Annotated in this window: 22 protein-coding genes and 2 riboswitches; of the genes, 17 read left to right on the forward strand and 5 right to left on the reverse strand. The window is 73.2% G+C overall.

From position 1 onward, the window contains the following. Nucleotides 1-377, reverse strand: a 377-nt coding sequence (locus DRV96_RS16090) for a transposase (RefSeq protein ID WP_473199547.1), incomplete at its 3' end; no start/stop codon positions are given. Between DRV96_RS16090 and DRV96_RS18190 the strand changes: the two genes are divergently transcribed. Beyond that, entirely contained in the window at nucleotides 376-837 is a 462-nt protein-coding gene (locus tag DRV96_RS18190; protein ID WP_162911107.1) for an alpha/beta hydrolase family protein, read from the forward strand. The genes DRV96_RS16090 and DRV96_RS18190 overlap by 2 nt on opposite strands. A gap of 9 nt (nucleotides 838-846) precedes the next feature. Here the strand turns inward: DRV96_RS18190 and DRV96_RS16100 are convergent, their stop codons facing one another. The 3 genes from DRV96_RS16100 to DRV96_RS16110 form a co-directional block, all read right to left on the reverse strand. Further along, nucleotides 847-1239, reverse strand: coding sequence for a TssQ family T6SS-associated lipoprotein (locus DRV96_RS16100; protein WP_119293021.1), 393 nt, complete (start codon nucleotides 1237-1239; stop codon nucleotides 847-849). 9 nt (nucleotides 1240-1248) lie between these two features. Next, nucleotides 1249-2847, reverse strand: coding sequence for a serine/threonine-protein kinase (locus DRV96_RS16105; RefSeq protein WP_235823442.1), 1599 nt, complete (start codon nucleotides 2845-2847; stop codon nucleotides 1249-1251). Nucleotides 2848-2978: 131 nt separating this feature from the next. Beyond that, on the reverse strand, nucleotides 2979-3440 hold the full coding sequence (locus DRV96_RS16110; protein WP_119293023.1) for an SET domain-containing protein: 462 nt from the start codon (nucleotides 3438-3440) through the stop codon (nucleotides 2979-2981). 139 nt (nucleotides 3441-3579) lie between these two features. Between DRV96_RS16110 and smc the strand changes: the two genes are divergently transcribed. Genes smc through DRV96_RS16135 form a run of 5 tightly spaced genes read left to right on the forward strand, consistent with a single transcriptional unit; the run spans nucleotide 3580 to nucleotide 10596 of the window. Further along, a complete protein-coding gene (smc, locus tag DRV96_RS16115) occupies nucleotides 3580-7095 on the forward strand; it encodes a chromosome segregation protein SMC (RefSeq protein ID WP_119293025.1) in 3516 nt (1171 codons plus the stop codon). A 28-nt stretch (nucleotides 7096-7123) separates the two neighbouring features. Then, on the forward strand, nucleotides 7124-8218 hold the full coding sequence (locus tag DRV96_RS16120) for a cell division protein FtsZ (protein ID WP_119293027.1): 1095 nt from the start codon (nucleotides 7124-7126) through the stop codon (nucleotides 8216-8218). Beyond that, entirely contained in the window at nucleotides 8215-8694 is a 480-nt protein-coding gene (locus tag DRV96_RS16125) for a GNAT family N-acetyltransferase (RefSeq protein ID WP_119293029.1), read from the forward strand. The genes DRV96_RS16120 and DRV96_RS16125 overlap by 4 nt, the downstream gene beginning before the upstream one ends. A gap of 30 nt (nucleotides 8695-8724) precedes the next feature. Then, nucleotides 8725-9219, forward strand: coding sequence for a pyridoxamine 5'-phosphate oxidase family protein (locus DRV96_RS16130; RefSeq protein ID WP_119293031.1), 495 nt, complete (start codon nucleotides 8725-8727; stop codon nucleotides 9217-9219). Nucleotides 9220-9234: 15 nt separating this feature from the next. Then, entirely contained in the window at nucleotides 9235-10596 is a 1362-nt protein-coding gene (locus DRV96_RS16135) for a pyridoxamine 5'-phosphate oxidase family protein (protein WP_119293033.1), read from the forward strand. Between the two features lie 22 nt (nucleotides 10597-10618). Here DRV96_RS16135 and DRV96_RS16140 read toward each other — a convergent pair whose 3' ends face one another. Continuing rightward, nucleotides 10619-11362, reverse strand: coding sequence for a hemerythrin domain-containing protein (locus tag DRV96_RS16140; RefSeq protein WP_119293035.1), 744 nt, complete (start codon nucleotides 11360-11362; stop codon nucleotides 10619-10621). A 403-nt stretch (nucleotides 11363-11765) separates the two neighbouring features. After that, a riboswitch (guanidine-I (ykkC/yxkD leader) is annotated at nucleotides 11766-11876 on the forward strand. A 49-nt stretch (nucleotides 11877-11925) separates the two neighbouring features. Between DRV96_RS16140 and DRV96_RS16145 the strand changes: the two genes are divergently transcribed. From DRV96_RS16145 to DRV96_RS16195, 11 genes are all read left to right on the forward strand, one after another. Then, nucleotides 11926-12750: an ABC transporter permease gene (locus DRV96_RS16145; protein ID WP_235823443.1), complete on the forward strand. Its 825-nt coding sequence runs from the start codon at nucleotides 11926-11928 to the stop codon at nucleotides 12748-12750. A gap of 5 nt (nucleotides 12751-12755) precedes the next feature. Then, the gene (locus tag DRV96_RS16150; protein ID WP_210757080.1) at nucleotides 12756-13595 is read left to right on the forward strand and encodes an ABC transporter ATP-binding protein; all 840 of its coding nucleotides are present in this window, start codon (nucleotides 12756-12758) and stop codon (nucleotides 13593-13595) included. 13 nt (nucleotides 13596-13608) lie between these two features. Next, nucleotides 13609-14391: an urea amidolyase associated protein UAAP1 gene (locus DRV96_RS16155; protein WP_119293040.1), complete on the forward strand. Its 783-nt coding sequence runs from the start codon at nucleotides 13609-13611 to the stop codon at nucleotides 14389-14391. A gap of 24 nt (nucleotides 14392-14415) precedes the next feature. Continuing rightward, on the forward strand, nucleotides 14416-15078 hold the full coding sequence (locus DRV96_RS16160) for an urea amidolyase associated protein UAAP2 (protein ID WP_119293043.1): 663 nt from the start codon (nucleotides 14416-14418) through the stop codon (nucleotides 15076-15078). Nucleotides 15079-15151: 73 nt separating this feature from the next. Then, on the forward strand, nucleotides 15152-18787 hold the full coding sequence (uca, locus tag DRV96_RS16165) for an urea carboxylase (protein ID WP_119293045.1): 3636 nt from the start codon (nucleotides 15152-15154) through the stop codon (nucleotides 18785-18787). 161 nt (nucleotides 18788-18948) lie between these two features. Then, a complete protein-coding gene (atzF, locus tag DRV96_RS16170; protein ID WP_119293047.1) occupies nucleotides 18949-20811 on the forward strand; it encodes an allophanate hydrolase in 1863 nt (620 codons plus the stop codon). 185 nt (nucleotides 20812-20996) lie between these two features. Next, a riboswitch (guanidine-I (ykkC/yxkD leader) is annotated at nucleotides 20997-21116 on the forward strand. 51 nt (nucleotides 21117-21167) lie between these two features. After that, nucleotides 21168-22220 (forward strand): ABC transporter substrate-binding protein, encoded by a 1053-nt coding sequence (locus DRV96_RS16175; protein WP_119293050.1) that lies wholly within the window; start codon nucleotides 21168-21170, stop codon nucleotides 22218-22220. A 73-nt stretch (nucleotides 22221-22293) separates the two neighbouring features. Next, nucleotides 22294-23310, forward strand: a complete 1017-nt coding sequence (locus DRV96_RS16180; RefSeq protein WP_119293052.1) for a fatty acid desaturase family protein — start codon at nucleotides 22294-22296, stop codon at nucleotides 23308-23310. Beyond that, nucleotides 23310-24089, forward strand: a complete 780-nt coding sequence (locus tag DRV96_RS16185) for an SDR family NAD(P)-dependent oxidoreductase (protein WP_119293054.1) — start codon at nucleotides 23310-23312, stop codon at nucleotides 24087-24089. The genes DRV96_RS16180 and DRV96_RS16185 overlap by 1 nt, the downstream gene beginning before the upstream one ends. Next, nucleotides 24086-25003 carry a DMT family transporter gene (locus tag DRV96_RS16190; RefSeq protein WP_235823444.1) on the forward strand — a complete coding sequence of 306 codons (918 nt, stop codon included), beginning with the start codon at nucleotides 24086-24088 and terminating at the stop codon, nucleotides 25001-25003. Before DRV96_RS16185 ends, DRV96_RS16190 begins: the two co-directional genes overlap by 4 nt. Beyond that, on the forward strand, nucleotides 25000-25749 hold the full coding sequence (locus DRV96_RS16195) for a creatininase (RefSeq protein ID WP_235823445.1): 750 nt from the start codon (nucleotides 25000-25002) through the stop codon (nucleotides 25747-25749). The genes DRV96_RS16190 and DRV96_RS16195 overlap by 4 nt, the downstream gene beginning before the upstream one ends. The last annotated feature ends 91 nt before the right edge of the window (nucleotides 25750-25840 follow it).

Genomic DNA, 25840 nt, shown 5'->3' on the forward strand with positions numbered 1-25840 from the left:
AGCCGCGCCAGCTCGCGCCCGCTGCCCACGCCTTCGAGCGTGGCGTACAGCCACAGCGCAAACAGGATGCGCGGGTCGATCGCCGCGCGTCCGGCATTGCTGCCGCGCGCCTTGATCGCATCGGTCAGCCGGCTCAGGTCCTGCCGCTCGACGTAGCCCCATACCAGCCGCGCTCGGTGATCCTCGCCCAGCAGCGACTCCAGGTCCGATGCTCGCAGTTCGATCTGCTTGCGGTTGGGCTGCAGCAGCCGCGGCGGCTGCGCGCGCAGCGCAACGGCTCGCGCTTGCACGGCGGCCTGCACCGCTTGCTCATCGACGCGCGCCAAGTCCTCGAACAAAACCCCGGCCACGCTGTCTTGGTGCTTCGGATCGCTCATGCCCAACAGCAAGCCAGAGACATGCCAGCACGAGGGCAGCGGACGAAAAACTCTCACGCTCTCAGTCGCGCCGCGCTACGAGGGCCGCCCGCGCGTGATCGTCGGCCAGTCGCTCGGGGCGGCGCTGGCCGCCTCGCTCGCCGCCGAGGTGCAGCCCGACGCGCTGGTGCTGATCGCCCCGTACGAGAGCGGCCGTGCGCTCGCCGCCGAGTACGACCCGTGGGTGCCGCAGGCGCTGCTGCGCTACCCGCTGCGCACCGACGCAGCGCTCGCACGCGTCACGGCACCGGTGTGGCTGATCCACGGTGACGCCGACGACGTGATCCCGTTCGCGAACAGCGAGCGGCTGCAGCGCGTCGCACCGCACGCGACGCTGGTGCGCGTGCGCGGCGGCGGGCACAACGACTTGCCGGCCTTCGCGGCGTACCGCGACGCGCTGCGCGCCGCGCTCGCGCGCTGACGCCGGCACTCAGGGCAGCACGCGCCGGTAAACCGGGCCCCACAGCGGGTGGCCCTGCTCGGAGCGGCTGAGCGCGAACGCCGGGTCGGCCTGTCGCGCGGCGACGAACGCGGCTTCGCACTCGGCGATGCGCTCGCTGGTGCAGGTGATGAAGGCCAGCAGCTTGTGCGCCGTCGCGCGGTCGCGGCCGCTGGCCAGCCCTGCGTCGAGCGCGCGGCGCAGCGCGGCCTCGGCCTGCGGGTACTGCGCGTCGTCGTACAGGCGGATGCCTTCGAACAGTGCGCGCTCGGCGGGGCGCTCCATCAGCTCGGCCAGTCCCGACGGGGCGGGCGGCGTCGGCGCGGCGCAGCCGGCCGCCAGCAGCGCGGCGGCGACAGCGATCGGGGCGAGGTGGTGCTTCATGCGGGTCGTTCAGAGTCCGAAGCGGTGCTTGACCTGCGCCGGCTTGTCGGCCTGCACGTCGACGGTGAAGGTCTGCGGCTCGAAGTCGGCGTTGCGTACCGTGATCGTGTGCTTGCCTTCGGACAGCGTCAGCCGCGTCAGCGGCGGCGCCGTGCCGACACTGCGGCCGTCGACCTCGACCTCGCCCCACGGGCTGATCGCCAGCTGCACGACACCGGTGGCCGCCGCGGCCGCCGGTGCGGCCGCAGCGGGGGCGTCGCGCGATGGCGCGGCTGCGCGCGCACGCGCTGCGGCGTCGGCCTTCGGCTCGGTGCGGGCCGCACGCGGCGCCGGCGGCGCGGGCTTCGCCGCGGCGGCTGGCGCCATCTCGGCCGCAGGCGGTGGCGCAGCAGGCGGCTCGACGGGGGGTGCGGCCGCTGCTGCCGCTGCGGGCGCGGCGGCCGGTGGCGAGGCCACCGGTGGCGCGTGGCGTGCGGACGGTGCCGCGACCAGCCACGCGGCCGCGGCGACGGCCGCGACCGCGGCGGCCGCGGTCCAAGGCCACGCGACGCGTCGCGAGCGCGCCGGCTCGGCGTCGGCGGCCGCGTCGCCGTCGGCCTGGGTGTCGAGCCAGCGGCGCAGGTCCTGCGCGAGCGCGGCGGCGTTGGCGTGGCGCTGTGCCGGGTCGCGCGCCATCGCCCGCGCCGTGATCGCCGACAGCACCTGCGGCACGCCTGCGCGCAGCGAGCTCGCCGGCGGCGGGTCGTCCTCGAGCACCGCGCGCGTGATCTTGTCGAGCGAGTCGCCGTCGAAGGCCTTGCGCCCGGTGAGCAGCTCGTACAGCACGACGCCGAGCGCATAGACGTCGGTGCGCTCGTCGATCGCGCCGTCTTGCAGCTGCTCGGGTGCGAGGTAGTGCGGCGAGCCGGCGACCAGCCCGTCGAGCGCGGCGATGCGCGCCGCATTGGGGCCGTGCACGACGCGCGCGATGCCGAAGTCGAGGATCTTGGGCTTGTCGTGCCGGCCGATGAAGATGTTGGCCGGCTTGATGTCGCAGTGCACGACGCCGCGCGCGTGCGCGTAGGCCAGGCCGTCGGCGACGCGGCGCACCAGCCGCGCGGCCTCGATGGGCGTGGGCCGCCAGCCGTCGCGCAGCGCCTCGCGCAGGTCGCGGCCCTTGAGCCGCTCCATCGCGATGTACACGCCCTGCGCCGACAGGCCGGCGTCGTAGATCGTGACGATGTTCGGGTGGTTCAGCGCCGCGGCCAGCCGCGCCTCGTTGAGGAACAGGCGGTCGAGCGACACGCGCGACGGCGTGTCGACGTCGAACTGCAGCGTCTTGACCGCCACCGTGCGCGACAGCAGCGGATCCCAGGCCTCGTAGACCGTGCCCAGCCCGCCCTCGCCGAGCTTGCGCTTGAGCGCATAGCGGCCGATGTGCGACTGCGTCGTGCCCGCCGCGGGCGTGCTGTCGCCGGGCTCGCCGACGACGATGTCGGTCGCGTCGTCGGCCGCGTCGACGGGCTGTTCGGATGCAGCGAACTCCGGCGCCGGCAGCGACACCGTCGCGGCGAACTCGGAGGCAGGCGCGTCGGCGTGCGCGCGGCGCTGGAAGGGCACGATTCCCACGGCAGCGCAGCTTACGGGCAAGGCCAGTGGCGCGATGCCCGAAAAGCGTGGCTTTGGTCGCGCGATTAACGCCTTGTCACGACGCCGGGCGGCACGTCACGCATCGCGTCACGGCGCGCGGCGCCGTCGTGCTACAGCCGCCCGACGCAGCCGGGGGCGCCGCAGCGGCACGCGAGCCGGCCCTCGTGGTGCGTCTCGCCGTAGTCGACGGTGACTTCCTCGCCCGGCTCGATCGCGCGCAGCGCGTAGAACTCGACGCGCCCGTCGCGGATGCACAGCCGCGCGTTCGGAGCGCACGAGTGGTTCGTGAAGCGCATCGGGTCGGTGCTGCCGCTGAAGTCGATCGCGCGCCGTGGCGACAGCTCGACGATCATGATGCGCTCGCTGCGCGTCGCGCGGATGCGCGCTTCAGACACGCTGATCGACTCGCCGCGGATCTCGCCGATCTTGCGCCGCGGCGGGATCGGCTCGGCGGCGAACACGCCGTGGCCGTCGATCGGGCTCGGCTGCACGCGCACGTCGTACTTCTGGTAGGGCGGGCGTACGACGCGCGGGGCGCTGTGGGCGGTGGGCGGTGGCGCGGCGACGGTCACGGCGGGCTCGGGCGGCAGGGGGCCGATGCTATCATCCAGGCCTTCGACAGCCCCGCCGACGGGGCAAATTTTCGTTGTGGATCAAGAACTTGGCAACGGCGACGGGTTTCCCGTCGCCGTTGTCCCATGAGTGGGCAGCATGCGCCTGAACCAGATCAAGCTCGCGGGCTTCAAGTCGTTCGCCGAACCGACGACGTTCCAGCTGCCCGGCCAGCTCGTCGGCGTCGTCGGGCCCAACGGTTGCGGCAAGAGCAACATCATCGACGCGGTGCGCTGGGTGCTCGGCGAGAGCAAGGCCAGCGAGCTGCGCGGCGAGTCGATGCAGGACGTGATCTTCAACGGCTCGGGCAACCGCAAGCCCGCCAGCCGCGCCAGCGTCGAGCTCGTGTTCGACAACAGCGACGCGCGCGCCGGCGGGCAGTGGAACGCGTTCACCGAGATCGCCGTCAAGCGCGTGCTCACGCGCGACGGCACGAGCAGCTACTACATCAACAACCAGCCGGTGCGCCGGCGCGACGTGCAGGACGTGTTCCTGGGTACCGGCCTCGGCCCGCGCGCCTACGCGATCATCGGCCAGGGCACGATCAGCCGCATCATCGAGAGCCGCCCCGAGGAGCTGCGCCTGTTCCTCGAAGAAGCCGCGGGGGTCTCGAAGTACAAGGAGCGCCGCCGCGAGACCGAGAACCGGCTCAAGGACACGCGCGAGAACCTCACGCGCGTCGAGGACATCCTGCGCGAACTCAACGCCAACCTCGAGAAGCTCGAGGGCCAGGCCGAGGTCGCGCAGAAGTACCACGAGCTGCAGGCGCTGGGCACGACGAAGCTGCACCAGTTGTGGTTCCTCAAGCACCGCGACGCCGCCGGCGAGGAAGAGCGCGTGCGCCGCGCCGTGGCTGACGCGACGACGGCGCTCGAGTCGCGCCTGGTCGAGCTGCGCCACCTCGAAGCCGAGCTCGAGTCGCTGCGCCAGGCGCACTACGCCGCCGGCGACGAGCTGCACGCGGCGCAGGGCGCCTACGGCGAGGCGCAGCTCGAGGTCAGCCGGCTCGAGGAGCGCATCCGCTACGTCGTCGACAGCCGCCAGCGCACCGAGCAGCGCCTGGCCGAGCTCGCCGCGCAGGACGCGATGTGGCACGAGCGTGCCGCGCAGGCCGCCGCCGAGATCGAGCAGGTTGCCGCGCAGATCGCGCAGGCCGACGAGCGCGCGCAGGTGCTCGCGGCGCAGGCCGAGGAGCAGTCGCTGCAGCTGCCCGACGCCGAGGACGCGCTGCGCGCCGCGCAGGCGCGCAGCAACGAACAGCGCGGCGCCGTCGCGCAGGTGCAGCAGCAGATCCAGGTGCTGGCCGCCGAGAGCCGCAGCGTCGACGAGCAGAGCCGCCAGCTGCGCGCGCGCCGCGACCGCCTTGCCGGCGAGCGCAGCCAGCTCGCCGCGCCCGACGCTGCGCGTCTCGACGAACTGCGCGCGCGCAGTGCGCAGGCCGATGCGCAGCAGGCCGAGGCCGATGCGCGGCTGCACGAGCTCGGCGAGCAGGTGCCCGCGCTCGACGCGCAGCGCCGCGCGCAGCAGGACGAGGCGCAGCGCGAGGCGGCCAAGCTGGCCGATCTGACCGCGCGGCTCGAGGCGCTGCGCGCGCTGCAGGAGAAGGTGCGCACCGAGGGCAAGCTCAAGCCGTGGCTGGCCAAGCACGGCCTGGACACGCTCGCCGGGCTGTGGACCAAGGTGCACATCGAGCCGGGCTGGGAGACGGCGCTCGAGGCCGCGCTGCGCGAGCGGCTGAACGCGCTCGAGGTCGGCCGCATCGAGACGGTGCGCGCGTTTGCTGCCGACCCGCCGCCGGCCAAGCTCGCGTTCTACACGCCGCAGGCGGTCGCACACCCCGACCCGCACCGCACGCTGCCGCGGCTGGCGGCGCTGCTGCGGCTGGGCGACGCCGGGCTGCAGGCGCTGCTCGAGGACTGGCTCGAGGGCGTCTACACCGCCGACTCGCTCGACGACGCGCTCGCCAAGCGCCCGCAGCTCACGCACGGCGAAGTGATCATGACGCGCGAAGGGCACGCGGTGTCGCCCTTCGCGGTCGCGTTCTATGCACCCGACAGCGAGCAGGCCGGCATGCTCGCGCGCGCGCAGGAGATCGAGAACCTCGACGCCGCGCGGCGGGCGCAGGCGCTGATCGCCGACGAGGCCCGGAGCGCGCTGGTGCGCTGCGAGGCCGCCTACAGCGAGGCGTCGGCGCGGCTCGCGCAGGCGCGGCGCGAGGCGTCGGAAGCGCAGACGCGCGCGCACCAGCTGCACGTCGAGCTGCTGCGCCTGACGCAGCAGGCCGAGGCGGCGTCGCAGCGCCGCGGCCAGCTCGACGACGAGCTCGCCGAGATCGACGCGCAGCTCGAGGCGCTCGAGGAGCGCCGCGCGACCGGCCAAGCGCGCTTCGAGGAGCTCGACCTCGAGCTCGCGTCGGCGCAGGAGCGCCACGCCGAGCTCGACGAGGCGGTGCTCGCCGCCGAGCGGCGGCTGGCCGATGCGCGCGAGCAGCAGCGCCAGCTCGAGCGCGACGCACAGGCCGCGCAGTTCGAGGCGCGCGCGCTCGCGGCGCGGCGTGGCGAGCTGCAGCGCGTGATCGACGACGCGCGCCGGCAGGTCGAGGCCAACGCCGCGTCGGCGGCGCAGCTGCGCGAGGAGCTCGCCACCCTCGACGACGCCGCCGCGCAGGCCGGGCTGCAGACGGCGCTGGCGCTCAAGCTCGAGCGCGAGCAGGCGCTGGGTGCGGTGCGCAGCCGCTACGACGACCTGTCGGCGCGCCTGCGCGCCGGCGAGGAGCAGCGCCTGGCGATCGAGCGCAGCCTCGAGCCGATGCGCGAGAAGATCGGCAAGCTGCAGCTCGAGCAGCAGGCCGCCGCGCTCGGCGGCGCGCAGTACCTGGAGCAGCTGACCGCCGCCGGCGTCGACCTCGACGCGCTGGCGCGCGGCATCGACGAATGCGGCGTGCGCCTCGCCGGGCTGCAAGGCGAGATCGACCGCATCCAGCGCGAGATCGCGGCGCTGGGCGCCGTCAACCTCGCCGCGCTCGAGGAGCTGACCGCCGCGCGCGAGCGCAAGACCTTCCTCGACGCGCAGAACGCCGACCTGCTCGACGCGATCCAGACGCTCGAGGACGCGATCCGCAAGATCGACCTCGAGACGCGCGAGCTGCTGAAGAAGACCTTCGACGAGGTCAACGCGCACTTCGGGCGCATGTTCCCGCAGCTGTTCGGCGGCGGCAACGCGAAGCTCGTGATGACCGGCGACGAGATCCTCGACGCCGGCGTGCAGGTCATGGCGCAGCCGCCGGGCAAGAAGAACAGCACGATCCACCTGCTGTCGGGCGGCGAGAAGGCGCTCACCGCGATCGCGCTCGTGTTCGCGATCTTCCAGCTCAACCCGGCGCCGTTCTGCCTGCTCGACGAAGTCGACGCGCCGCTGGACGACGCCAACACCGAGCGCTACGCGAAGCTCGTGACCGAGATGAGCCGCGGCACGCAGTTCCTGTTCATCAGCCACAACAAGATCGCGATGGAGATGGCGCAGCAGCTGATCGGCGTGACGATGCCCGAGCAGGGCGTCTCGCGCATCGTCGCCGTCGACATGGAACAGGCGGTCGGCATGGCCGAGGCGGCATGAACGCCCGCCGCCGGGGGCACGCGCTGCCATGACGCTGACCGCGGCGCTCGCGATCGCGGCCGCCGTGGTGCTGGCGGCGCTGGCGCTGCACGCGTGGTGGACGACGCGCGGCGCCGCGCCGCGCCGGCTCGAGGCGCCGCCGGCGCCTGCGGCGCGCGTCGAGCCGCGCTTCGGCGCCGACACCGGCGATGCGGGCGCGGGCGCCGAGGCCGGCGCGTCCACCGAGGCCGCCGCCGACGCGGCGGCCCCCGACGAGGCGGCGCGCGGCGTCGAGGCACGCCCGGCCGCCGCGCGGCGCGTCGCGCGCCTCGATGCGCTCGTCGACGCGATCGCCACGCTCGCCGTCGACACGCCGGTGCCTGGCGAGGCCGTGCTGCCGCACCTGCCGCCGACGCGGCGGGCCGGCACCAAGCCGTTCGCCGTCGAGGCGCTCAACGCCGACAGTGGCGAGTGGGAGCTGCCGCGCGCCGGCCAGCGCTACCGCGAGTTCCAGGCCGGCGTGCAGATGGCCAACCGCCACGGCGCGCTCAACGAGATCGAGTACTCCGAGTTCGTGCAGAAGGTGCAGGACTTCGCCGACGCGATCGGCGCGCTGCCCGACTTCCCCGACATGCTCGACGTCGTCGCACGCGCGCGCGAGCTCGACGCGTTCGCGTCGGCGCACGATGCGCAGCTCGTGATGCGGCTGGTGGCCAACTCGGTCGCGTGGTCGGTCGGCTACCTGCAGCAGTGCGCGGCGCGCCACGGCTTCGTGCCCGGCGCGCTGCCGGGGCGGCTGGTGCTGCCGGCCGCCGGCGACGGCGCGCCGCCGGTGCTCGTGCTGTCGTTCGACGCGCAGGCTGCGCTCGCCGACGACCCCGGCGCCGCCGCGCTGCGCGAGGCCACGCTGAGCCTGGACGTGCCGCAGACCGAGGAAGCGGCCGAGCCGTTCGCCGCGTGGCAGCGCGTCGGCCGCGAGCTCGCCGACGATCTCGACGCGACGCTGGTCGACGAGCAGGGTGCGCCGATCTCGCTGCACGCGTTCGCCGCGATCGACCAGGAACTGCGCAAGCTGTACGCCGCGCTCGCCGCGCGCGACCTCGCCGCCGGCAGCCCCGCGGCGCGGCGGCTGTTCTCCGGATGACGCTGCGGCTCGCCGTGGCGGCCGACGTGCCGGCGCTTGCCGCGCTGTACGCGCAGGCCGCGCGCACGTTCGGCCCGGCGGTGTACACGCCGGCGCAGGTGCAGGCGTGGGCCAGCTTCGGTGCCGACACGCCGGCGTTTCGCGACTACGTGCTCGGCGCGCGCACGTGGGTCGCGCTCGACGGCGACGCGCGCCCGCTGGCGTTTTGCGGCGTCGACGGCAGCGGCGAGGTGCGGTCGCTGTACGTGCGCGCCGACGCGACGCGTCAGGGCCGCGGCAGCGCGCTGCTCGCGCACGCGCTCGACGACGCGCGCGCACGCGGCGTGCACCGCTTCGCGGCCTGGGTCACGCCGCTGAGCCGGCCGGTGTTCGAGCGCGCGGGCTTTCGACTCGTCGCCCGCGTGACGCAGGACTTCCAGGGGGTCTCGTTCGAGCGCCTGCGTGTCGAGGGCCCGACCGCACGCGACGGGGTCTGACCGGCGGTCGCGGGGCTACACTGGCCGGCCATGAGTGCACGGCCGCCCACGCCGATCGGCCCCGCGCAGGCCGCGCTGATGGCCGGGCCGGTGTCGATCATCGTCGGCAGCCGCGACGCCGCGTTGCGCCCGCACCTGATGCGCGCCGTCGGGTGCCGGCTCGACGAAGACCGCCGCCGCGTCACCGTGCTGATGTCGGCGGCGGGCAGCGGCGAGGTGCTCGCCGACCTGCGCGCCAACGGGATGGTGGCCGTCGTGTTCAGCGAGCCGTCGAGCCACCGCACGCTGCAGGTCAAGGGCCGCGACGCCACCGTGGGCCCCTGCGGCGCCGACGACGCCGCGCACGCCGAGCGCCACCTGCGCGGCTTCGTCGACGAGATCGGCCACATCGGCTTTGCGGCCGTGGTCGCGCACACGCTGCTCGCACACCAGGGCGACCTGGTGGCGGTGCGCTTCACCGTCGACGAGGCCTTCGAGCAGACGCCGGGGCCGTCGGCGGGCGAGCCGCTGCCGCCGCAGCGCTGACACCGCGCGCCGGCGATGACGAACGACGCGCTCGACCTCGACGCGATCCGCGCCTGCCTCGAGGGCGCGATCCCCGGCGTGATGGCCACCTGCGCGGCCGACGGCACGCCCAACGTGACCTACGTCTCGCAGGTCGAGTACGTCGACGCGCGCCATCTCGCGCTGTCGTTCCAGTTCTTCAACAAGACGCGGCGCAACGTGCTCGCCAACCCTGTCGTCGAGCTGCTCGTCGTGCACCCGCTGCACGGCGCGATGTACCGCGTCGCGGCGCGCTACCTGCGCACCGAGACCGACGGCGCGCTGTTCGAGCGCATGAAGGCCAAGCTCGCGGGCATCGCGTCGCACACCGGCATGAGCGGCGTGTTCCGGCTGCGCGGCGCCGACCTGTACGTGGTCGACCGCGTCGACCAGGTGGCCGCGCCGCGGCACGCGGCGGCCACGGGCGGCGCGAACCGGCTGTCGGCGCTGCGCCGCTGCGCGCAGCGCGTGGCCGCCGCGACCGACCTCGACGCGCTCGTCGAGCGCACGCTCGACGCGGTGGCCGACGAGTTCGGCGTGCGCCACGCGATGCTGCTGCTGCTCGACGCCGACGGCCAGCGCCTGTACACGGTGGCCAGCCGCGGCTACGGGCGCTCGGGCGCCGGTGCCGAGATCGCACTCGGCGACGGCGTCGTCGGTGTGGCCGCGCGCATGGCCACGCCGATCCGCATCAACCACGCGACGCTGGAGTACGCCTACGGGCGCACGATGCGCGCGGGGCTCGACGCGGCGTCGCTCGAACGCGAGATCCCGCTGCCGGGGCTCGCCGAGCCGGGCAGCCAGCTCGCGGTGCCGCTGGTCTGCGCGGGGCAGCTGCTCGGCGTGCTGTTCGTCGAGAGCGAGCAGGAGATGCGCTTCGGCTGGGACGACGAGGACGCGCTCGTCGCGCTGGCCGCACAGGTGGCCGCGCAGATGGCGGCACTGACGCACGGCGAGGCGGCCGCGCAGGCGGGCGAGGCCACCGACACCGCGCCGCTGCCGCCCGCGTGCGACGACGTTCCCGCGGGCGCGGTGCCGCTGCGCGTGCGCCACTACGACGCCGACGGCAGCGTCTTCTTCGACGACGACTACGTCATCAAGGGCGTGGCCGGTGCGGTGCTGTGGAAGATGCTCGGCGACCACGCGCGCGACGGACGCACCGAGTTCACGAACCGCGAGCTGCGGCTCGCACCGGAGATCCCGCTGCCCGAGGTCGGCGACAACCTCGAGGCCCGGCTCGTGCTGCTGACGCGCCGGCTGGCCGACCGCCAGGCGCCGGTGCGCCTCGAGAAGGCGGGGCGCGGGCGGCTGCGGCTGTGCGTCGCGCGGCCGCTCGCGCTGCACAACGTGCCGCGCTGAGCGGCGCGCGCGGCGCCGCGGCTCAGGCCGCCATCAGGCCGGGCACCGGCGGCAGGCCCAGCGCGCGCAGCAGCTTCGCGTGGTCGTGCGCCGCCAGCGTGCGCTGCGCGATGTCGAGCACGCCGGCGAAGGCGGCCGGCGGCATGACTTCGCGCATGCCACCGAGCATGGCGGCGCGCTCGGGCGCGCTGAGCGCCGGGATGAACCAGTGCAGCGCGTCGGCCATCACTTGCGGCGGGATCGACGCGACGATGCGCTGCTCGATCGCGTCGAGCTCGGCGTCGGTGTACGCCGCCCACAGCACCGGGTTGTGCACCGTCTCTTCGACGTGCATGTGCGCGAAGTTGTCGGCGACGAACAGCGCCAACGCGCCGTACAGCCGCGCGAGCGCCGCGGCGCGATCCGCGTCGCGCGCGTTGGCGACGAAGGCGGCGAGGTCACGCAAATCGGCGATCGCCTCGGCGTGGTGCACGTGCTCGCCCGCCACGCGCGCCGCGGTGCCCGGCCGCGCAGCCTCGAGCGTCGGGTGGATGAAGGCGTTCTCGTCGGTCAGGTGCACCTCGCACAGCGCGAGCAGGCGCTCGAGCGCGTTCAGCGTCGCGACGACGTCGTCGGCGTCGCCAGGGTCGGTGGCGCCGACGCGCGCGAGCGTGCGCGTCATCGCCAGCCGCAGCGCCTTGTGGATGCCGGCGTACAGGTCGCGGCGGCCGGCGCCGGCCGTCGCGGCGGCGTGGGTGGCAGGGTAGGGGGTCGTGGTCGTGTCCATCGGGTGTCCTCAGCGTGGCGCCGTCGATCGGTGACGGCGTGCAGCCACTGTAGGAACCCCCGGCGCGCGGCGCTCTTAAGAGTTCGCTCAGGGCTTCTTAAAGACTTCTTCACCCCCCGCCGGAGGGGCGGCGTCGGGGCGGCGTGCGCCGACGACGCGCCCGGCGCGATCACCGGGCCACGCGCCGTGGGCAGCCACACGCGGGCGCTGGCGGGACACGCATCAGCGCCGCCATGCGGCCATTCGGCTCGTCGACGGCGCGAGCACGAAGGCGGCCGCGCCCCAGCGAGGTGCGCAAAGCGCGATCGTGGTGCGAAACGGCGACGCGATCCGCCGTCATCGCTGGCACCGAAGTTGCTGAAACTCGTGCGAGAGGCGATGCGCCGTCCGCGCTCGCTCGATCAGCAAGGACCGCTAGGGTTCCGGACCGCGCCGCAGGGCGGGGTCGTCTGGTCCGAGAGCGGTCGGCCGTGCCGGTGGTGCGGCTCCACGGAGGGACAAAAGCCCGGGAGGACGCGGTCATGCCGTTGCCTCTCGTGTCGTCCCCCGTCGAGGAGCCCGCATTGGCCAAGTCCACCGTCCCCGCCGCCAGGCGTCGACCACCGCTGTGGTCGATCGCCGGCCAGATCACGCGCCGGCAGTACTGGACGCTGGCCGCCGTCGGCCTCGCGGTGCCGCTGCTGCTGTGGTCGGCGGTGTCGGCGTCAGGGCTCGTCGACCCGGTGTTCATGCCCGGCCCGATGCGCGTCGTCGAGCGCGCGTGGACCTGGCTGCTCGAGGACGACCTGATCGGCGACGCCGGCATCAGCATCTACCGCGTCGTGATGGGCTTCCTGCTGTCGGCGGTGATCGCGCTGCCGCTCGGGCTGCTGATCGGCGCGTTCCGCCCGGCCGAGGCGCTGTTCGAGCCGCTGACCGACTTCATCCGCTACATGCCGGCGGTCGCGTTCATCCCGCTGGTGATGCTGTGGCTGGGCATCGACGAGCGCGCGAAGATCTCGATCATCTTCATCGGCACCTTCTTCCAGATGGTGCTGATGGTCGCCGACAACGTGCGCCGCGTGCCTCGGGCGCAGATCGAGGCGGCGCAGACGATGGGCGCCACGCGCGGCGAGATCCTCGAGCTCGTGATGCTGCAGTCGGCCAAGCCGGCCATCCTCGACACTCTGCGCATCACGATGGGCTGGGCCTGGACCTACCTCGTCGTCGCCGAACTGGTGGCCGCCAACTCGGGGCTGGGCTACGCGATCCTGAAGGCGCAGCGCTTCCTGAAGACCGACACGATCTTCGCCGGCATCATCCTGATCGGCGTCATCGGCCTCGTCATCGACCAGAGCTTCCGCTGGCTGCACCGTAAGGCGTTCCCGTGGATGCACGGGCGGGGGTGATCGCGATGAGCAAAGTCCGCATCGAGCGCCTGGGCAAGGTCTTCGACGGTCACGAGGCCACGCCGGCGCTGCACGACGTCAGCCTCGACATCGCCGACAACGAGTTCGTGACGCTGGTGGGCGCCTCGGGCTGCGGCAAGTCGACGCTGCTGCGCATCGTCGCCGGACTCGAGACGCACACCAGTGGCACCGTGACGTGCAACGGCCGCCCGGTCACCGGGCCCGGCGCCGAACGCGCGATGGTGTTCCAGCACTACAGCCTGTACCCGTGGCTGACGGTGATCGAGAACATCAAGTTCAGCCGTCGGCTGCGCGCCGGGCGCGAGAACCTGACCTCGTCCGACGTCGAGGCTGCGTCGGGGCGCGCCGACGCGCTGCTGAACCTGATCGGTCTGGCCAAGGTCGCGCACGCGTACCCCAACCAGCTGTCGGGCGGCATGCAGCAGCGCGTGGCGATCGCGCGCGCGCTGATGGGCCGCCCGCAGGTGCTGCTGATGGACGAGCCCTTCGGCGCGCTCGACGCGCAGACGCGCGAGGTGATGCACGACCTGATCCTGCACATCCACCGCATCGAGAAGACGACGATCGTGTTCGTCACGCACGACGTCGAGGAGGCGATCTACCTCGGCCAGCGCGTCGTGCTGATGCAGCCGCGCCCCGGGCGCATCCACAGCATCTATCCGGTGCCGCTGCCGGCGCGCCGCCACCAGGACATGAAGCACGGCGAGCCGTTTCGCGCGCTGAAGGCCGAGATCCTCGCGCGCATCCGTGAGAGCGCCGGCGTGACGACCGACACCGAACTGCTCGACCGGCTGAACGCCGGCGGCGACGCCGACACCCAGTGATGAGGCCCCCACGATGACTGCTTTGTTCGACACCCTGAGCCCGCTGGCGCGCGCGGCCGTGCCGGCGCACTCGACGGGCTTCGACCCCGCCCTCGTGCTGTGGGAAGAGACGATGCCCGGCGGCGCGCACTGGTCGGGCGTCGTGCGGCGCGGCACGACGCTGCGGCTGACCGACCTGCAGGGCCGCGCCAACGTGGCTGCACTGTTCTTCGCCCACGAGGACCGCAGCGAGCGCTACAACATGCCCGATACGTTGAAGGCCCAGCACACCGCGTTCCTGACACGCGGGCACGTGTGCTATTCCGACATGGGCCGTGTGCTGTGCTCGATCCCCGAGGACACCTGCGGCTGGCACGACACCGTCTGCGGCCTGCTCGACGCCGAGCGCTGCGCCGCGCAGTACGGCGTCGCGCGCTACCAGGAGCACCGCAACGCGATGCACCGCAACGCGCGCGACGGGCTGCTCGTCGAACTCGGCAAATGGGGGCTCGGCGAGCGCGACCTGGTGCCCAACGTCAACTTCTTCAGCAAGGCGGTGCCCGACGCCGACGGCCGGCTGCGCTTCGACACCGCACACCGCGCGCCGGGCCAGCACGTCGACCTGCGCTTCGAGATGGACGTGCTCGTCGCGCTGTCGGCCGCGCCGCACCCGCTCGACCCGTCGCCGCGCTACGCCCCCGGGGACGTACGGTTGACCTTCTGGCGCTCGGGCACGGCCGGCGCCGACGACCCGTGCCGGTGCTCCTGCCCCGAGAACGAGCGCGGCTTCGTGCTCACCGAACGCTGCTTCCTCTGACCGCCCGCCGCCAAGAGACCCGCCATGCCGATCGTCGAAAGCTCCCTCGACCCCGCCCGCGCCGTCGTCGACGCCATCGTGCCTGCCGGCGAGCCGTGGCTGCACCGCCTGCGCGCCGGCCAGGTGCTGCGCATCGTCGACCTCCAGGGCAACCAGGCCGTCGACACGCTGTTCTACAACGCGCACGACCCGGGCGAGCGCTACAGCGCGACGCACACGATCCAGGCGCAGGGCGCGCTGTACCTCACTGCCGGTTCGCGGCTGATGTCCAGCCGGGGCCGGCCGATGCTGACGATCGTCGCCGACACCTGCGGGCGCCACGACACGCTCGGCGGCGCCTGCGCCTGCGAGAGCAACATGGTGCGCTACGCGATCGACAAGCGCTTCATGCACAGCTGCCGCGACAGCTTCCTGCTCGCGATCGCGCGCGACGACGGCGCGGGCGGCCGCTACCCGCGGCTGGCCAAACGCGATCTGGCACCGAACATCAACTTCTTCATGAACGTGCCGGTCACGCCCGACGGCGAGCTGACGTTCGCCGACGGCATCTCGGCGCCGGGCAAGTACGTCGAGATGCGCGTCGAGATCGACGTCACGGTGCTCGTGTCGAACTGCCCGCAGCTGAACAACCCGTGCAACGGCTACGACCCGACGCCGGTGCGCATGCTGGTGTGGGACCCGGCCTGATGCCCACCGCATGCCGGACGACCGGCGTGCGCCCGCGACCTGCAGGACGACCTGCGCTCCGCCACCGACCGTCATGTTCGACAAGGTCCTGATCGCCAACCGCGGCGCCATCGCGTGCCGCGTGATGCGCACGCTGCGCCGCATGGGCATCGCCAGCGTCGCGATCCACTCCGAGGCCGACGCCGGCGCGATGCACGTGCTGCAGGCCGACGAGGCGGTGTGCGTCGGCCCGGCGGCCGTCAGCAGCAGCTACCTGCAGATGCAGCGCATCGTCGACGCTGCACTCGCCACCGGCGCGCAGGCCGTGCACCCGGGCTACGGCTTCCTGTCGGAGAACGCGCAGTTCGCCGAACTCTGCGAAGCCAGCGGGCTCGTCTTCCTCGGGCCGACGCCGGCGCAGATGCGGCTGTTCGGTCTCAAGCACACGGCGCGTGCGCTGGCCGCCGAAGCCGGCGTGCCGCTGCTGCCGGGCACCGGGCTGCTCGCGCACCTCGACGAGGCGCTCGCCGAGGCGCGTCGCATCGGCTACCCGGTGATGCTCAAGAGCAGTGCCGGCGGCGGCGGCATCGGCATGCAGATGTGCGCCGACGAGGCCGCGCTGCGCGAGGCCTTCGAGACGGTGCGGCGCCTCGCGCAGGCCAACTTTTCCGACGGCGGCGTGTTCCTCGAGCGCTACATCGCCCACGCGCGCCACGTCGAGGTGCAGGTCTTCGGCGACGGGCGCGGCGGCGTCGTCGCACTCGGCGAGCGCGACTGCTCGCTGCAGCGGCGCAACCAGAAGGTCGTCGAGGAGACGCCCGCGCCGCACCTGCGCGCCGACGTGCGCGCCGCGCTGCACGCGACCGCGGTGCGCCTGGCGCAGGCCGCGGCGTACCGCTCGGCCGGCACCGTCGAGTTCGTCGTCGACGCGCGCACGCAGGAGTTCTTCTTCCTCGAGGTCAACGCGCGGCTGCAGGTCGAGCACGGCGTCACCGAGGCGGTGACCGGCATCGACATCGTCGAGTGGATGGTGCGCCTGGGCGCGGGCGACCTGCCGCCGCTCGAGACGCTGGCCGTCGAGCCGCGGGGCCATGCGATCCAGGCCCGGCTGTACGCCGAGGACCCGGCGAAGAACTTCCAGCCGTCGACCGGCGTGCTGACCGAGGTCGTGTTCCCCGACGACCTGCGCGTCGACACCTGGGTCGAGCGCGGCGTCGAGATCACCGGTCACTACGACCCGATGCTGGCCAAGCTGATCGCGCACGGCCCCGACCGTGCGGCGGCACTCGCACGGCTCGAGCGTGCCCTGCACGCAACGCGCATCGCCGGGCTCGAGTCGAACCTCGGCTACCTGCGCGCGCTGACCGGCTTCGAGGCTTTCGTCGAAGGGCGGTACACGACGCGCAGCCTGGCCGACTTCCGCGTCGCGAGCCGCGCGATCGACGTCGCGAGCCCCGGCGTGCAGACGACGGTCCAGGACTGGCCCGGCCGGCAGGGCTACTGGGCAGTCGGCGTGCCGCCGTCGGGGCCGATGGACGCGCACGCGCTGCGGCTGGCGAACCGGCTGCTCGGCAACCCCGAGGGTGCCGCCGCGCTCGAGGTCACGGTGGCCGGCCCGACGCTGGTGTTCCGTGCCGACATCGAAGTCGCCGTGGCCGGCGCGCCGGTGCCGGTCACGCTCGACGGCGCGCCGGTGCCGATGCACCGCGCGCTGGCCGTGCGCGCCGGGCAGACGCTGCGCATCGGCCGCATCGAGCAGGGGCTGCGCGTCTACGTCGCGGTGGCCGGCGGCTTCGACGTGCCCGACTACCTCGGCAGCAAGTCCACGTTCACGCTCGGCCAGTTCGGCGGCCACGGCGGGCGCGTGCTGCGCGCCGGCGACGTGCTGCACGTCGGTGCCCCGTTCGACGGCGCGCGGCTCGTCCCGGCGCAGGCCGACGCGCTCGTGCCGGCCTACGGCACGCACTGGGAGATCGGGGTGCTCGTCGGCCCGCACGCGGCGCCCGACTTCTTCACGCCCGACGACCTCGCGACCTTCTTCGCGACGGACTGGAAGGTGCACTACCACTCGAGCCGCACCGGCGTGCGGCTGATCGGTCCGAAGCCGCAGTGGGCCCGCCCCGACGGCGGCGAGGCCGGGCTGCACCCGTCGAACATTCACGACAACGCCTACGCGATCGGCGCGATCGACTTCACCGGCGACATGCCGGTGATCCTCGGCCCCGACGGGCCGAGCCTCGGCGGCTTCGTCTGCCCGGCCGTCGTCGCGCACGCCGAGCTGTGGAAGCTCGGCCAGCTCGCGCCGGGTCACACGGTGCGCTTCGTGCCGCTCGCGCTCGACGAGGCGCTGCGGCGCGCGCAGGCGCAAGACGCCGCGTTCGCCACGCCCGGCGCGGTCGCGCCAACGCCGGCCCCTGCGCCGGTGCGGTCGGCGGCCGCTGCGCGCTGCCAGCCGGCCGACGACGCCGTCGTACACCGGCTGCCGGCCGACGGCACCAAGGTCGAGGTCGTCTACCGTCGCGCGGGCGACCGCTACCTGCTCGTCGAACTCGGGCCGCCGGTGCTCGACCTGCGGCTGCGCTTCCAGGTGCACGCGCTGATGACGCGGCTGCAGGCCTGGCGCGACGCCGGGCGGCTCGCCGGCATCGTCGACCTGACGCCGGGCGTGCGCTCGCTGCAGGTGCACTACGACCCGCGCGTGACGCCGCTGCCCGCGTTGCTCGATGCACTGCTGGCAGCGCAGGACGAGGTCGACGCCGTCGACGACATCGAGGTGCCCAGCCGCACCGTGTGGCTGCCGCTGTCGTGGGACGACCCGGCGACGCGGCTCGCGATCGACAAGTACATGCAGTCGGTGCGCGCCGACGCGCCCTGGTGTCCGAGCAACATCGAGTTCATCCGCCGCATCAACGGGCTGCCCGACGTGCAGGCGGTGCACGACATCGTGTTCGGCGCGAGCTACCTCGTGCTCGGACTCGGCGACGTCTACCTCGGCGCGCCGGTGGCCACGCCGCTGGACCCGCGCCACCGGCTCGTGACGACGAAGTACAACCCGGCGCGCACGTGGACGCCCGAGAACGCCGTGGGCATCGGCGGCGCGTACCTGTGCGTCTACGGGATGGAGGGCCCGGGTGGCTACCAGTTCGTCGGCCGCACGGTGCAGATGTGGAACCGCTGGAAGTCCACGCGCGAGTTCGAGCCCGGCAAGCCATGGCTGCTGCGCTTCTTCGACCAGATCCGCTTCTACCCGGTGAGTGCCGACGAACTGCTCGCACTGCGGCGCGACTTCGTCGCGGGCCGGGCGTCGCTGCGCATCGAGGACGGCACGTTCCGGCTGTCGGACTACGAGCGCTTCCTGCGCGACGAGGCGGCGGCGATCGATGCCTTCCGCCAGGTGCAGCGTGCCGCGTTCGCCGCCGAGCGCGAGCGCTGGCGCGCCGCCGGGCTGTCGGAGGCGCCGCAGGAGCCGGCCACCGGCGACGACGACGCCGCCCGTGCGGCCGTCGCCGACTTCGACGGCGACATCGTCGCCTCCGAGGTCTCGGGCGGCGTGTGGTCGGTGCGTGTCGCGCCGGGCGCCGAGGTGCACGCCGGCCAGCCGCTCGTCGTCGTCGAGTCGATGAAGATGGAGATCACGATGGTCGCGCCGCGCGCCGGGCGCGTCGAGAAGCTGCTGTGCAGCGAAGGTGCGCCGGTGGCGGCCGGCCAGCCGCTGGTCCTGCTGCGGTGACGTGAACCTCCCCCTACGCGCTTCGCGCGCCCCCTCCCAGGGAGGGGGCACCGCCAGCGGACCGGCGAAGCCGCATCCGCGGCGGTCGCTCGACACGTGGCGGCTGGTCGGTCGCGGGTGCCGCCTGGCCGGCATGGACAACTGAAGTGCAAGGAAACGGCATGGACATCGACTGGCAATCGCGGCCCGACCTGTCGCTGCGCGCGCTGCGCACACGCTACCTCGACGGCACGCTGACCCCCACGGCGCTCGTGCACACGCTCGACGAGCGCGCCCGCGCCGAAGACGCCGCGTGCGACCGCCGCCTGTGGATCCGGCGCCTCGCGCTCGACGAGATGCTCGCCTACGCACGCGCCCTCGAAGGCCGCGACCCGGCGACGCTGCCGCTGTACGGCATCCCGTTCGCGATCAAGGACAACATCGACCTCGCCGGCGTGCCGACCACCGCCGGCTGCCCGGCCTACGCCTACACGCCGGCGCGCAGCGCCACGGCGGTCCAGCGCCTGATCGACGCCGGTGCGATCCCGGTCGGCAAGACCAACCTCGACCAGTTCGCCACCGGCCTCGTCGGCGCACGCTCGCCGTACGGCGCATGCCGCCACGCGTTCGATGCAGACTTCATCTCGGGCGGGTCGTCGTCGGGCTCGGCCGTCGCGGTCGCGCTCGGGCTGGCGAGCTTCTCGCTCGGCACCGACACCGCGGGCTCGGGGCGCGTGCCGGCGATGTTCAACAACCTCGTCGGGTTCAAGGCCAGCGTCGGGCGCATCCCGGCCACCGGCGTCGTGCCCGCGTGCCGCACGCTCGACGTCGTCTCGGTGTTCGCGCTCACGGCGGCCGACGCGGCGGCGGTGCTTGCCGTCGCGCAAGGCGAGGACGACGCCGACGCGTACTCGCGCGGCTTCGCGCCACACTGCCACGACTGGGGACGTGCGGCGGCGTTCCGCTTCGGTGTGCCGCGCGCCGAGGACCTCGAGTTCCACGGCAACGCCGACGGCCCGCGGCTGTTTGCCGAGGCCGTCGAGCACCTGCGCGCGCTCGGCGGCACGCCCATCGAGGTCGACCTGCGGCCGTTCCGGGAGGTTGCCCGCCTTCTCTACGAAGGACCTTGGGTTGCCGAGCGCTACGCCGCGATCAAGGACTTCATCGCCTCGCGGCCCGAGGCGCTGCACCCGGTCACGCGCGCGATCACCGAAGGCGGCGCGCGCATCGGCGCGGTGGCCACGTTCGAGGCGCTGTACCGGCTCAAGGCGCTCGAGCGCGCGACGCGCGCGGTGTGGCAGCGCATCGACTGCCTCGTGACGCCGACCGCGAGCACCGTCTACACGGTGGCCGAGGTCGAGGCCGAGCCGGTGCGGCTGAACTCCAACCTCGGCCACTACACGAACTTCGTCAACCTGCTCGACCTCGCGGCGGTCGCGGTGCCCACCGGCGTGATGCGCCGCGGCCGGCCGCAGCCCGCGCACCTCGGTGGCCTGCCATGGGGCGTCACGCTGGTCGCGCCGGCCGGGCAGGACCTGCCGCTGCTGTCGCTCGCGGCGCGGCTGCACGCGCGCACGCTGCCGACCGTGGGTGCCACGGCGCACGCGCCGCACCGCGCCGAGCCGGTGCTGCCCGACACGGCGCCATTCCCGTCGGGGCTCGTGCAGGTGGCGGTGTGCGGCGCGCACCTGAGCGGGCTGCCGCTCAACGGCCAGCTGACGCAGCGCGGCGCGCGGCTGGTGCGCACGGCGCGCAGCGCGCCGGCGTACAAGCTCTACGCGCTGCCGGGTGGTCTGCCCGAGCGGCCGGGCATGGTGCGCGTCCCTGAAGGCGGCGACGCGATCGAGGTCGAGGTGTGGGAACTGCCGGCGACCGCGTTCGGCTCGTTCGTCGCCGGCATCCCGTCGCCGCTTGGCATCGGCACGATCGAACTCGACGACGGCAGCCGCGTGCAGGGTTTCGTCTGCGAAGCATGGGCCACGGCCGGCGCCACCGACATCACCGCGTACGGCGGCTGGCGGGCGTGGCTGGCACATCGCGGCTGACGCGCTGCGGTGCGTGCTGCTGCGCCATGCTGGGGCGCGGACGCGAAGCGCCGTTGGCGGGGCCCCAAGTTGGCGCAGGGCCGTGGCGAATCGAGGCGAGTTCCGGTGGCTATCGCTGGCACGGCGATTGCGTATTCACCGGTGCAGGTAGAGCGGTGGTGCACTTTGGGGTGCATCGGGCTCTGACGCAGGGTCACTAGGGTTCCGATCGCGTCGCGGTGGCGGCGCGGTGGCTGGTCCGAGAGTGGTCCGGCTCTGGCGCCCACGGCGCCGGGGCTCCACGGAGGGATAAAAGCCCGGGAGAGCGACGTTGCGATCGTCTCTTCCTGCGCCGGTCCACTTCAAGGAGTCCTTCGATGTCTCGCTCAAGCCCCGCCGCCGATCTCTGCAACCCCGGTGCCCGCGCGCGACGCCGCTTCCTGACTTCGCTGGCCAAGCCGCTGGTCGGTGCCGCCATCGCTGCCGTGGCCGGGGGTGCGTGGGCCGCCGGCCCGGCGCAGATGAAGATCGGCACCGTCGTGTGGATCGGCTACGGGCCGTTCTACGTCGCCGAGGCGCTCGACCTGTTCAAGAAGTACAACCTCAAGGTCACGCTGCAGTTCTTCACCGACCCGGCGCTGATCCCGCCGGCGGTGGCCAGCGGCGCCGTCGACGGCGCGATGCTGACCTACGACCAGGTCATCGGCCAGGTCGCCAACGGCAAGATGCAGAAGGTCGTGATGCCGATCGACTACTCGAACGGCGGCGACGCGATCGTCGCCGAGCGCAGCATCACGAAGATCGCCGACTTCAAAGGCAAGAAGGTCGGCTTCAACCCTCTGTCGCCGTCGGACTTCCTGCTGTCGTACGCGCTGAAGACGGCCGGCCTGAGCGACAAGGACATCACCCCGGTCAGCATGACGCCCGAAGCGGTGCCGGCGGCGATGGCCTCAGGCCAGCTGCCAATCGGCGTGACCTACGAGCCGAGCCTGTCGCAGATCCTCAGCCAGGGCGGCGGCAACAAGTTCAAGGTCGTGTTCTCGTCGAAGGACGCGCCGGGCCTGATCGCCGACGTGCTCGTGTTCGACGAAAAGGTCATCCAGTCGCGGCCGAACGACATCCTCGGCGTGATGCGCGCCTACCTCGATGGCATGGCCTACATGAAGGCCAAGCCCGACGACGCCGCAAAGATCATCGGCAAGGCCATGGGCGTCAGCGCGAAGGAGGTCAAGGCGCAGATGAAGGGCGTCTACAACATCCCGCTCGCCGAGATGCCGAAGGCCTTCGCGAAGTCGACCGAGACGACGTCGTACTACGCCAGCGGCGAGATCATCGCCAGCCTGCTCAAGGCCAAGGGCCAGATCCCGGCGATCCCGCCGACCGAGGCCACGTTCGACGCGCAGTTCGTCAACGCGCTGACGAAGAAGTGACGGCTCGCGCCGGTGCGGCCGCGGGACACCCCGCGGCCCCCGGCACCCGCCGCGCAAGTCCGAGGACGTCGCGATGCTTGCCAAGGTCTTCCGCTACGACGACGGCGTATGGCCCAATGTCGCCGCGCTCGGCGTCACGCTGCTCGGCTGGCCGCTGGGCATCGCGCTGCTCGGCGCGGCGTCGTGGGCGCTCAACGCGCTGGGCGTCGCGCTCGTCGTGATCGCGCTCGTGTGGTCGGCGTACTTCATCCACGAGTTCGCGCACCAGACGGTCTTCCGCACGCCCGAGGCAAACGAGCGCTGGGGCACGCTGATGAGCTGGATCAACGGCAGCTGCTTCGCGCCGTTCGCCGACCTGCGCCGCAAGCACATGCGCCACCACGTCGAGCGCGCCGACGTCGTCACGTTCGACGCGCGCGGCTTCCTGCTGCGCGCGCCGGCGTGGCTGCGGCGTGCCGTGCTCGCGCTGGAGTGGGCCTACGTGCCGGTGGTCGAGTTCATCATGCGCGCCTACGTGATCGCGCTGCCGTTCATCGACGCACGCAAGCGCGACCGGCGCGCGCGCATCGTCGGCATCGCCGTGGTGCGCGTCGCGGCGTTCGCGCTGCTGGGCTGGTGGTCGCTCAAGGCGCTGGCGCTGTACTTCGTCGCCTACCTCGTGTTCGTCACGGTGCTGCGTTTCGCCGACTGCTTCCAGCACACGTACGACGCGTACCCGATCCTCGACGACCAGCCGATCCCGAACGACAAGCTGCGCGACCGCGCCTACGAGCAGGCAAACACCTACAGCAACGTCGTCGGCCTCGACAGCTTCTGGCTCAACCTGCTGTGGCTGAACTTCGGCTACCACAACGCCCACCACGAGCGTCCGACGGTGCCGTGGCACCGGCTGCCGGCGTTCCACCGCGAGCTGTACGGCGAGCACTACGCGCAGGTGCTGCCGGTGGGCACACTGCTGCGCGCGTTCCACCGTCACCGCGTCGCGCGCGTGCTGTCGGGCGACTACGGGCACGTCGACGCGCCCGACGTGCCGCGGCGCGCCGACGGCTTCGTCGGCGCGGTGGGCGTGTCGTTCCTGACGGCGGTGTGATGGGCGGCGCCGCGCGCACCGGCGGTGTGACGCTGTCGCTGGCCGGGCGCACCGCGCTCGTGACCGGCGCGGCCAGCGGCATCGGCCGCGCGACGGCGCTGATGTTCGCGCAGGCCGGCGCCGCCGTGGCCGTCAACCACCTCGCGCGCGAGGCGGAAGCCCTCGCCCTCGTCGAGCAGATCGCCGCGCTCGGCGGGCGTGCGGTCGCGATCGACGCGGACGTCACGCGCACCCCCGCTGTCGCGTCGTTGGTGGCCGCAGCGCAGTCGGCCCTCGGCCCGATCGACGTGCTCGTCAACTGCGCCGGCATCATCCAGGACAAGCCCTTCCTCGAGACGAGCGACGACGACTGGCGCCGCATGATCGACACCGACCTCGGTTCGGTGTTCCTGATGTGCCGCGCGGTGCTGCCGGGCATGGTCGCGCGCGGCGAGGGCGTCGTGATCAACGTCGCCTCCGACCTGGCCCTGCTCGGCCGCGCCGAGTTCGCGCCGTACTGCGCGGCCAAGGCCGGCGTCATCGGGCTGACGCGCGCGCTGGCGCGCGAGTTCGCGCCGGCGATCCGCGTCAACGCGATCGCGCCCGGGCCGGTCGAGACCGCGATGCTGTCGCCGCTGCACATGAGTCCCGAGTGGATCGCGCGCGATAAGGCGATCCCGCAGGCGCGCTTCGCGGCGCCCGAGGAGATTGCCGCCACCGCGCTGTTCCTCGCCAGCGACCACGCGCGCTTCTACTGCGGCCAGGTGCTCGGGCCCAACGGCGGCTCGGTGATGCCGTGACGGCGCGCGTGTGGCCGCCCGCGCCGACGGCGCTGCCGGTGGCGGTGCTGCTGGTCTCGGCGTCGCTGTGGGGGCTGGCGTGGTGGCCGCTGAAGGCGTTCGCCGACGCCGGCCTGTCGGGGCCGCTGCTGGCGCTCGTGACCTACGGCGCGCTCGGCCTCGCGGGGCTGCCGTGGCTGTGGCGCGAACGCTCGCGGTGGCAGCGCGAGGCCACGCTGCTGCTGCTGATCGCGCTCGTCGGCGGCTGGGGCAACGCGGCCTTCGTCGGCGCGCTGGTGATCGGCGACGTCGTGCGCGTGATGCTGCTCTTTTACCTCGCGCCGGTGTGGTCGGTGATCGGCGGGCGGCTCTTCCTCGGTGAGGCGGTGTCGTGGCGGCGCGGCGCGGCGGTCGCGCTCGCGGTGGCCGGCGCGTTTCTCGTCGTCGGCGGCGCGCAGGCGCTCGCGGCGCCGCCGAGCGCGGCCGATGCGCTGGCGCTGACCGCGGGCATGGGCTTCGCCGGCAACAACATCGCGTCGCGCGCCGCGCAGGCGGTGCCCACCGCGTCGAAGACGGTCGCGCTGTGCCTGGGCTGCGCGCTGGTGTGCGTGCCGCTGCTCGTCGGCGCGCCGCTGTCGTGGCCCGCGTTCGACGCCCCGCTCGTCGGTGCGCTGGCGGCGTACACCTTCGTCGGCCTGCTGCTGGTGATCGTGACCTGGCAGTGGAGCGTGACCCGGCTCGAGGCCGGGCGCGCCGGCGTCATCTCGCTGGCCGAGTTGCTGGTGGCCGTCGTCTCGGCGGTCGCGATCGGCGGCGAGGTACTCGCGCCGCGCGAGTGGGCCGGCGGTGCGCTGATCCTCGCCGCCGCGGTGCTCGAGGCCACCGACAACGGGTGGGCAGCGAAAGGAGGGGCGTCATGCGCAGCGTCTTCATGAGCGAACTGTCCTGGGTCGAGTACCAGGCGCGCATCGAGCGCGACCGCGCGCCGGTGCTGCTGCCGGTCGGTGCGACCGAACAGCACGGCCCGCACCTGCCGCTGGGCACCGACGCGCTGCTGGCCACCGCCGTCGCGGCCGACGCGGCGCGGCGCGTCGGCGCGCTCGTCGCGCCGGCGATCGCGTACGGCTACAAGTCGCAGCCCAAGTGCGGCGGCGGCCAGCACTTCTGCGGCACCACGAGCGTCGATGCGGCGACGCTCGTCGGCGGCGTGCGCGACGCGGTGCGCGAGTTCGCGCGCCACGGCGTCGCGCGGCTCGTCGTCGTCAACGGCCACTACGAGAACCAGTGGTTCGTCACCGAGGGCATCGACCTCGGGCTGCGCGACCTCGGCGCCGGCGCGGCGATCGAGGTCGTGCGCCTCGAGTACTGGGACTTCCTGACCGAAGCGACGCTGGCCAAGGTGTTCCCCGACGGCTTCCCCGGCTTCGCGCTCGAGCACGCCGCAGTGATCGAGACGTCGCTGATGCTGCACTACCACCCGTCGCTGGTGCGCGTCGACCTGATCCCCGACGACGGTCCCGCAGAGTTCCCGCCGTACGACGTCTATCCGTCGCGCCGGCACTGGGTGCCGCTGTCGGGCGTACTCAGCTCGGCGCGCGGTGCCGACGCGGCCAAGGGCCGCCTGATCGCCGAGGAGGTCGCGCAGCGGCTCGCGGCAGCGATCGAGGCGCGCTTTCCCTGAGAGCTTGTGAAGATTTGGGCAAACCCTGACAGCGGCGGGTGGGCGATGCCGTTTTTCAGGGCATGAGCACTCGATGCGAGGCGACTGACGT

The organism is Azohydromonas sediminis, assembly GCF_003574675.1.
Classification (GTDB): domain Bacteria; phylum Pseudomonadota; class Gammaproteobacteria; order Burkholderiales; family Burkholderiaceae_C; genus Calidifontimicrobium; species Calidifontimicrobium sediminis.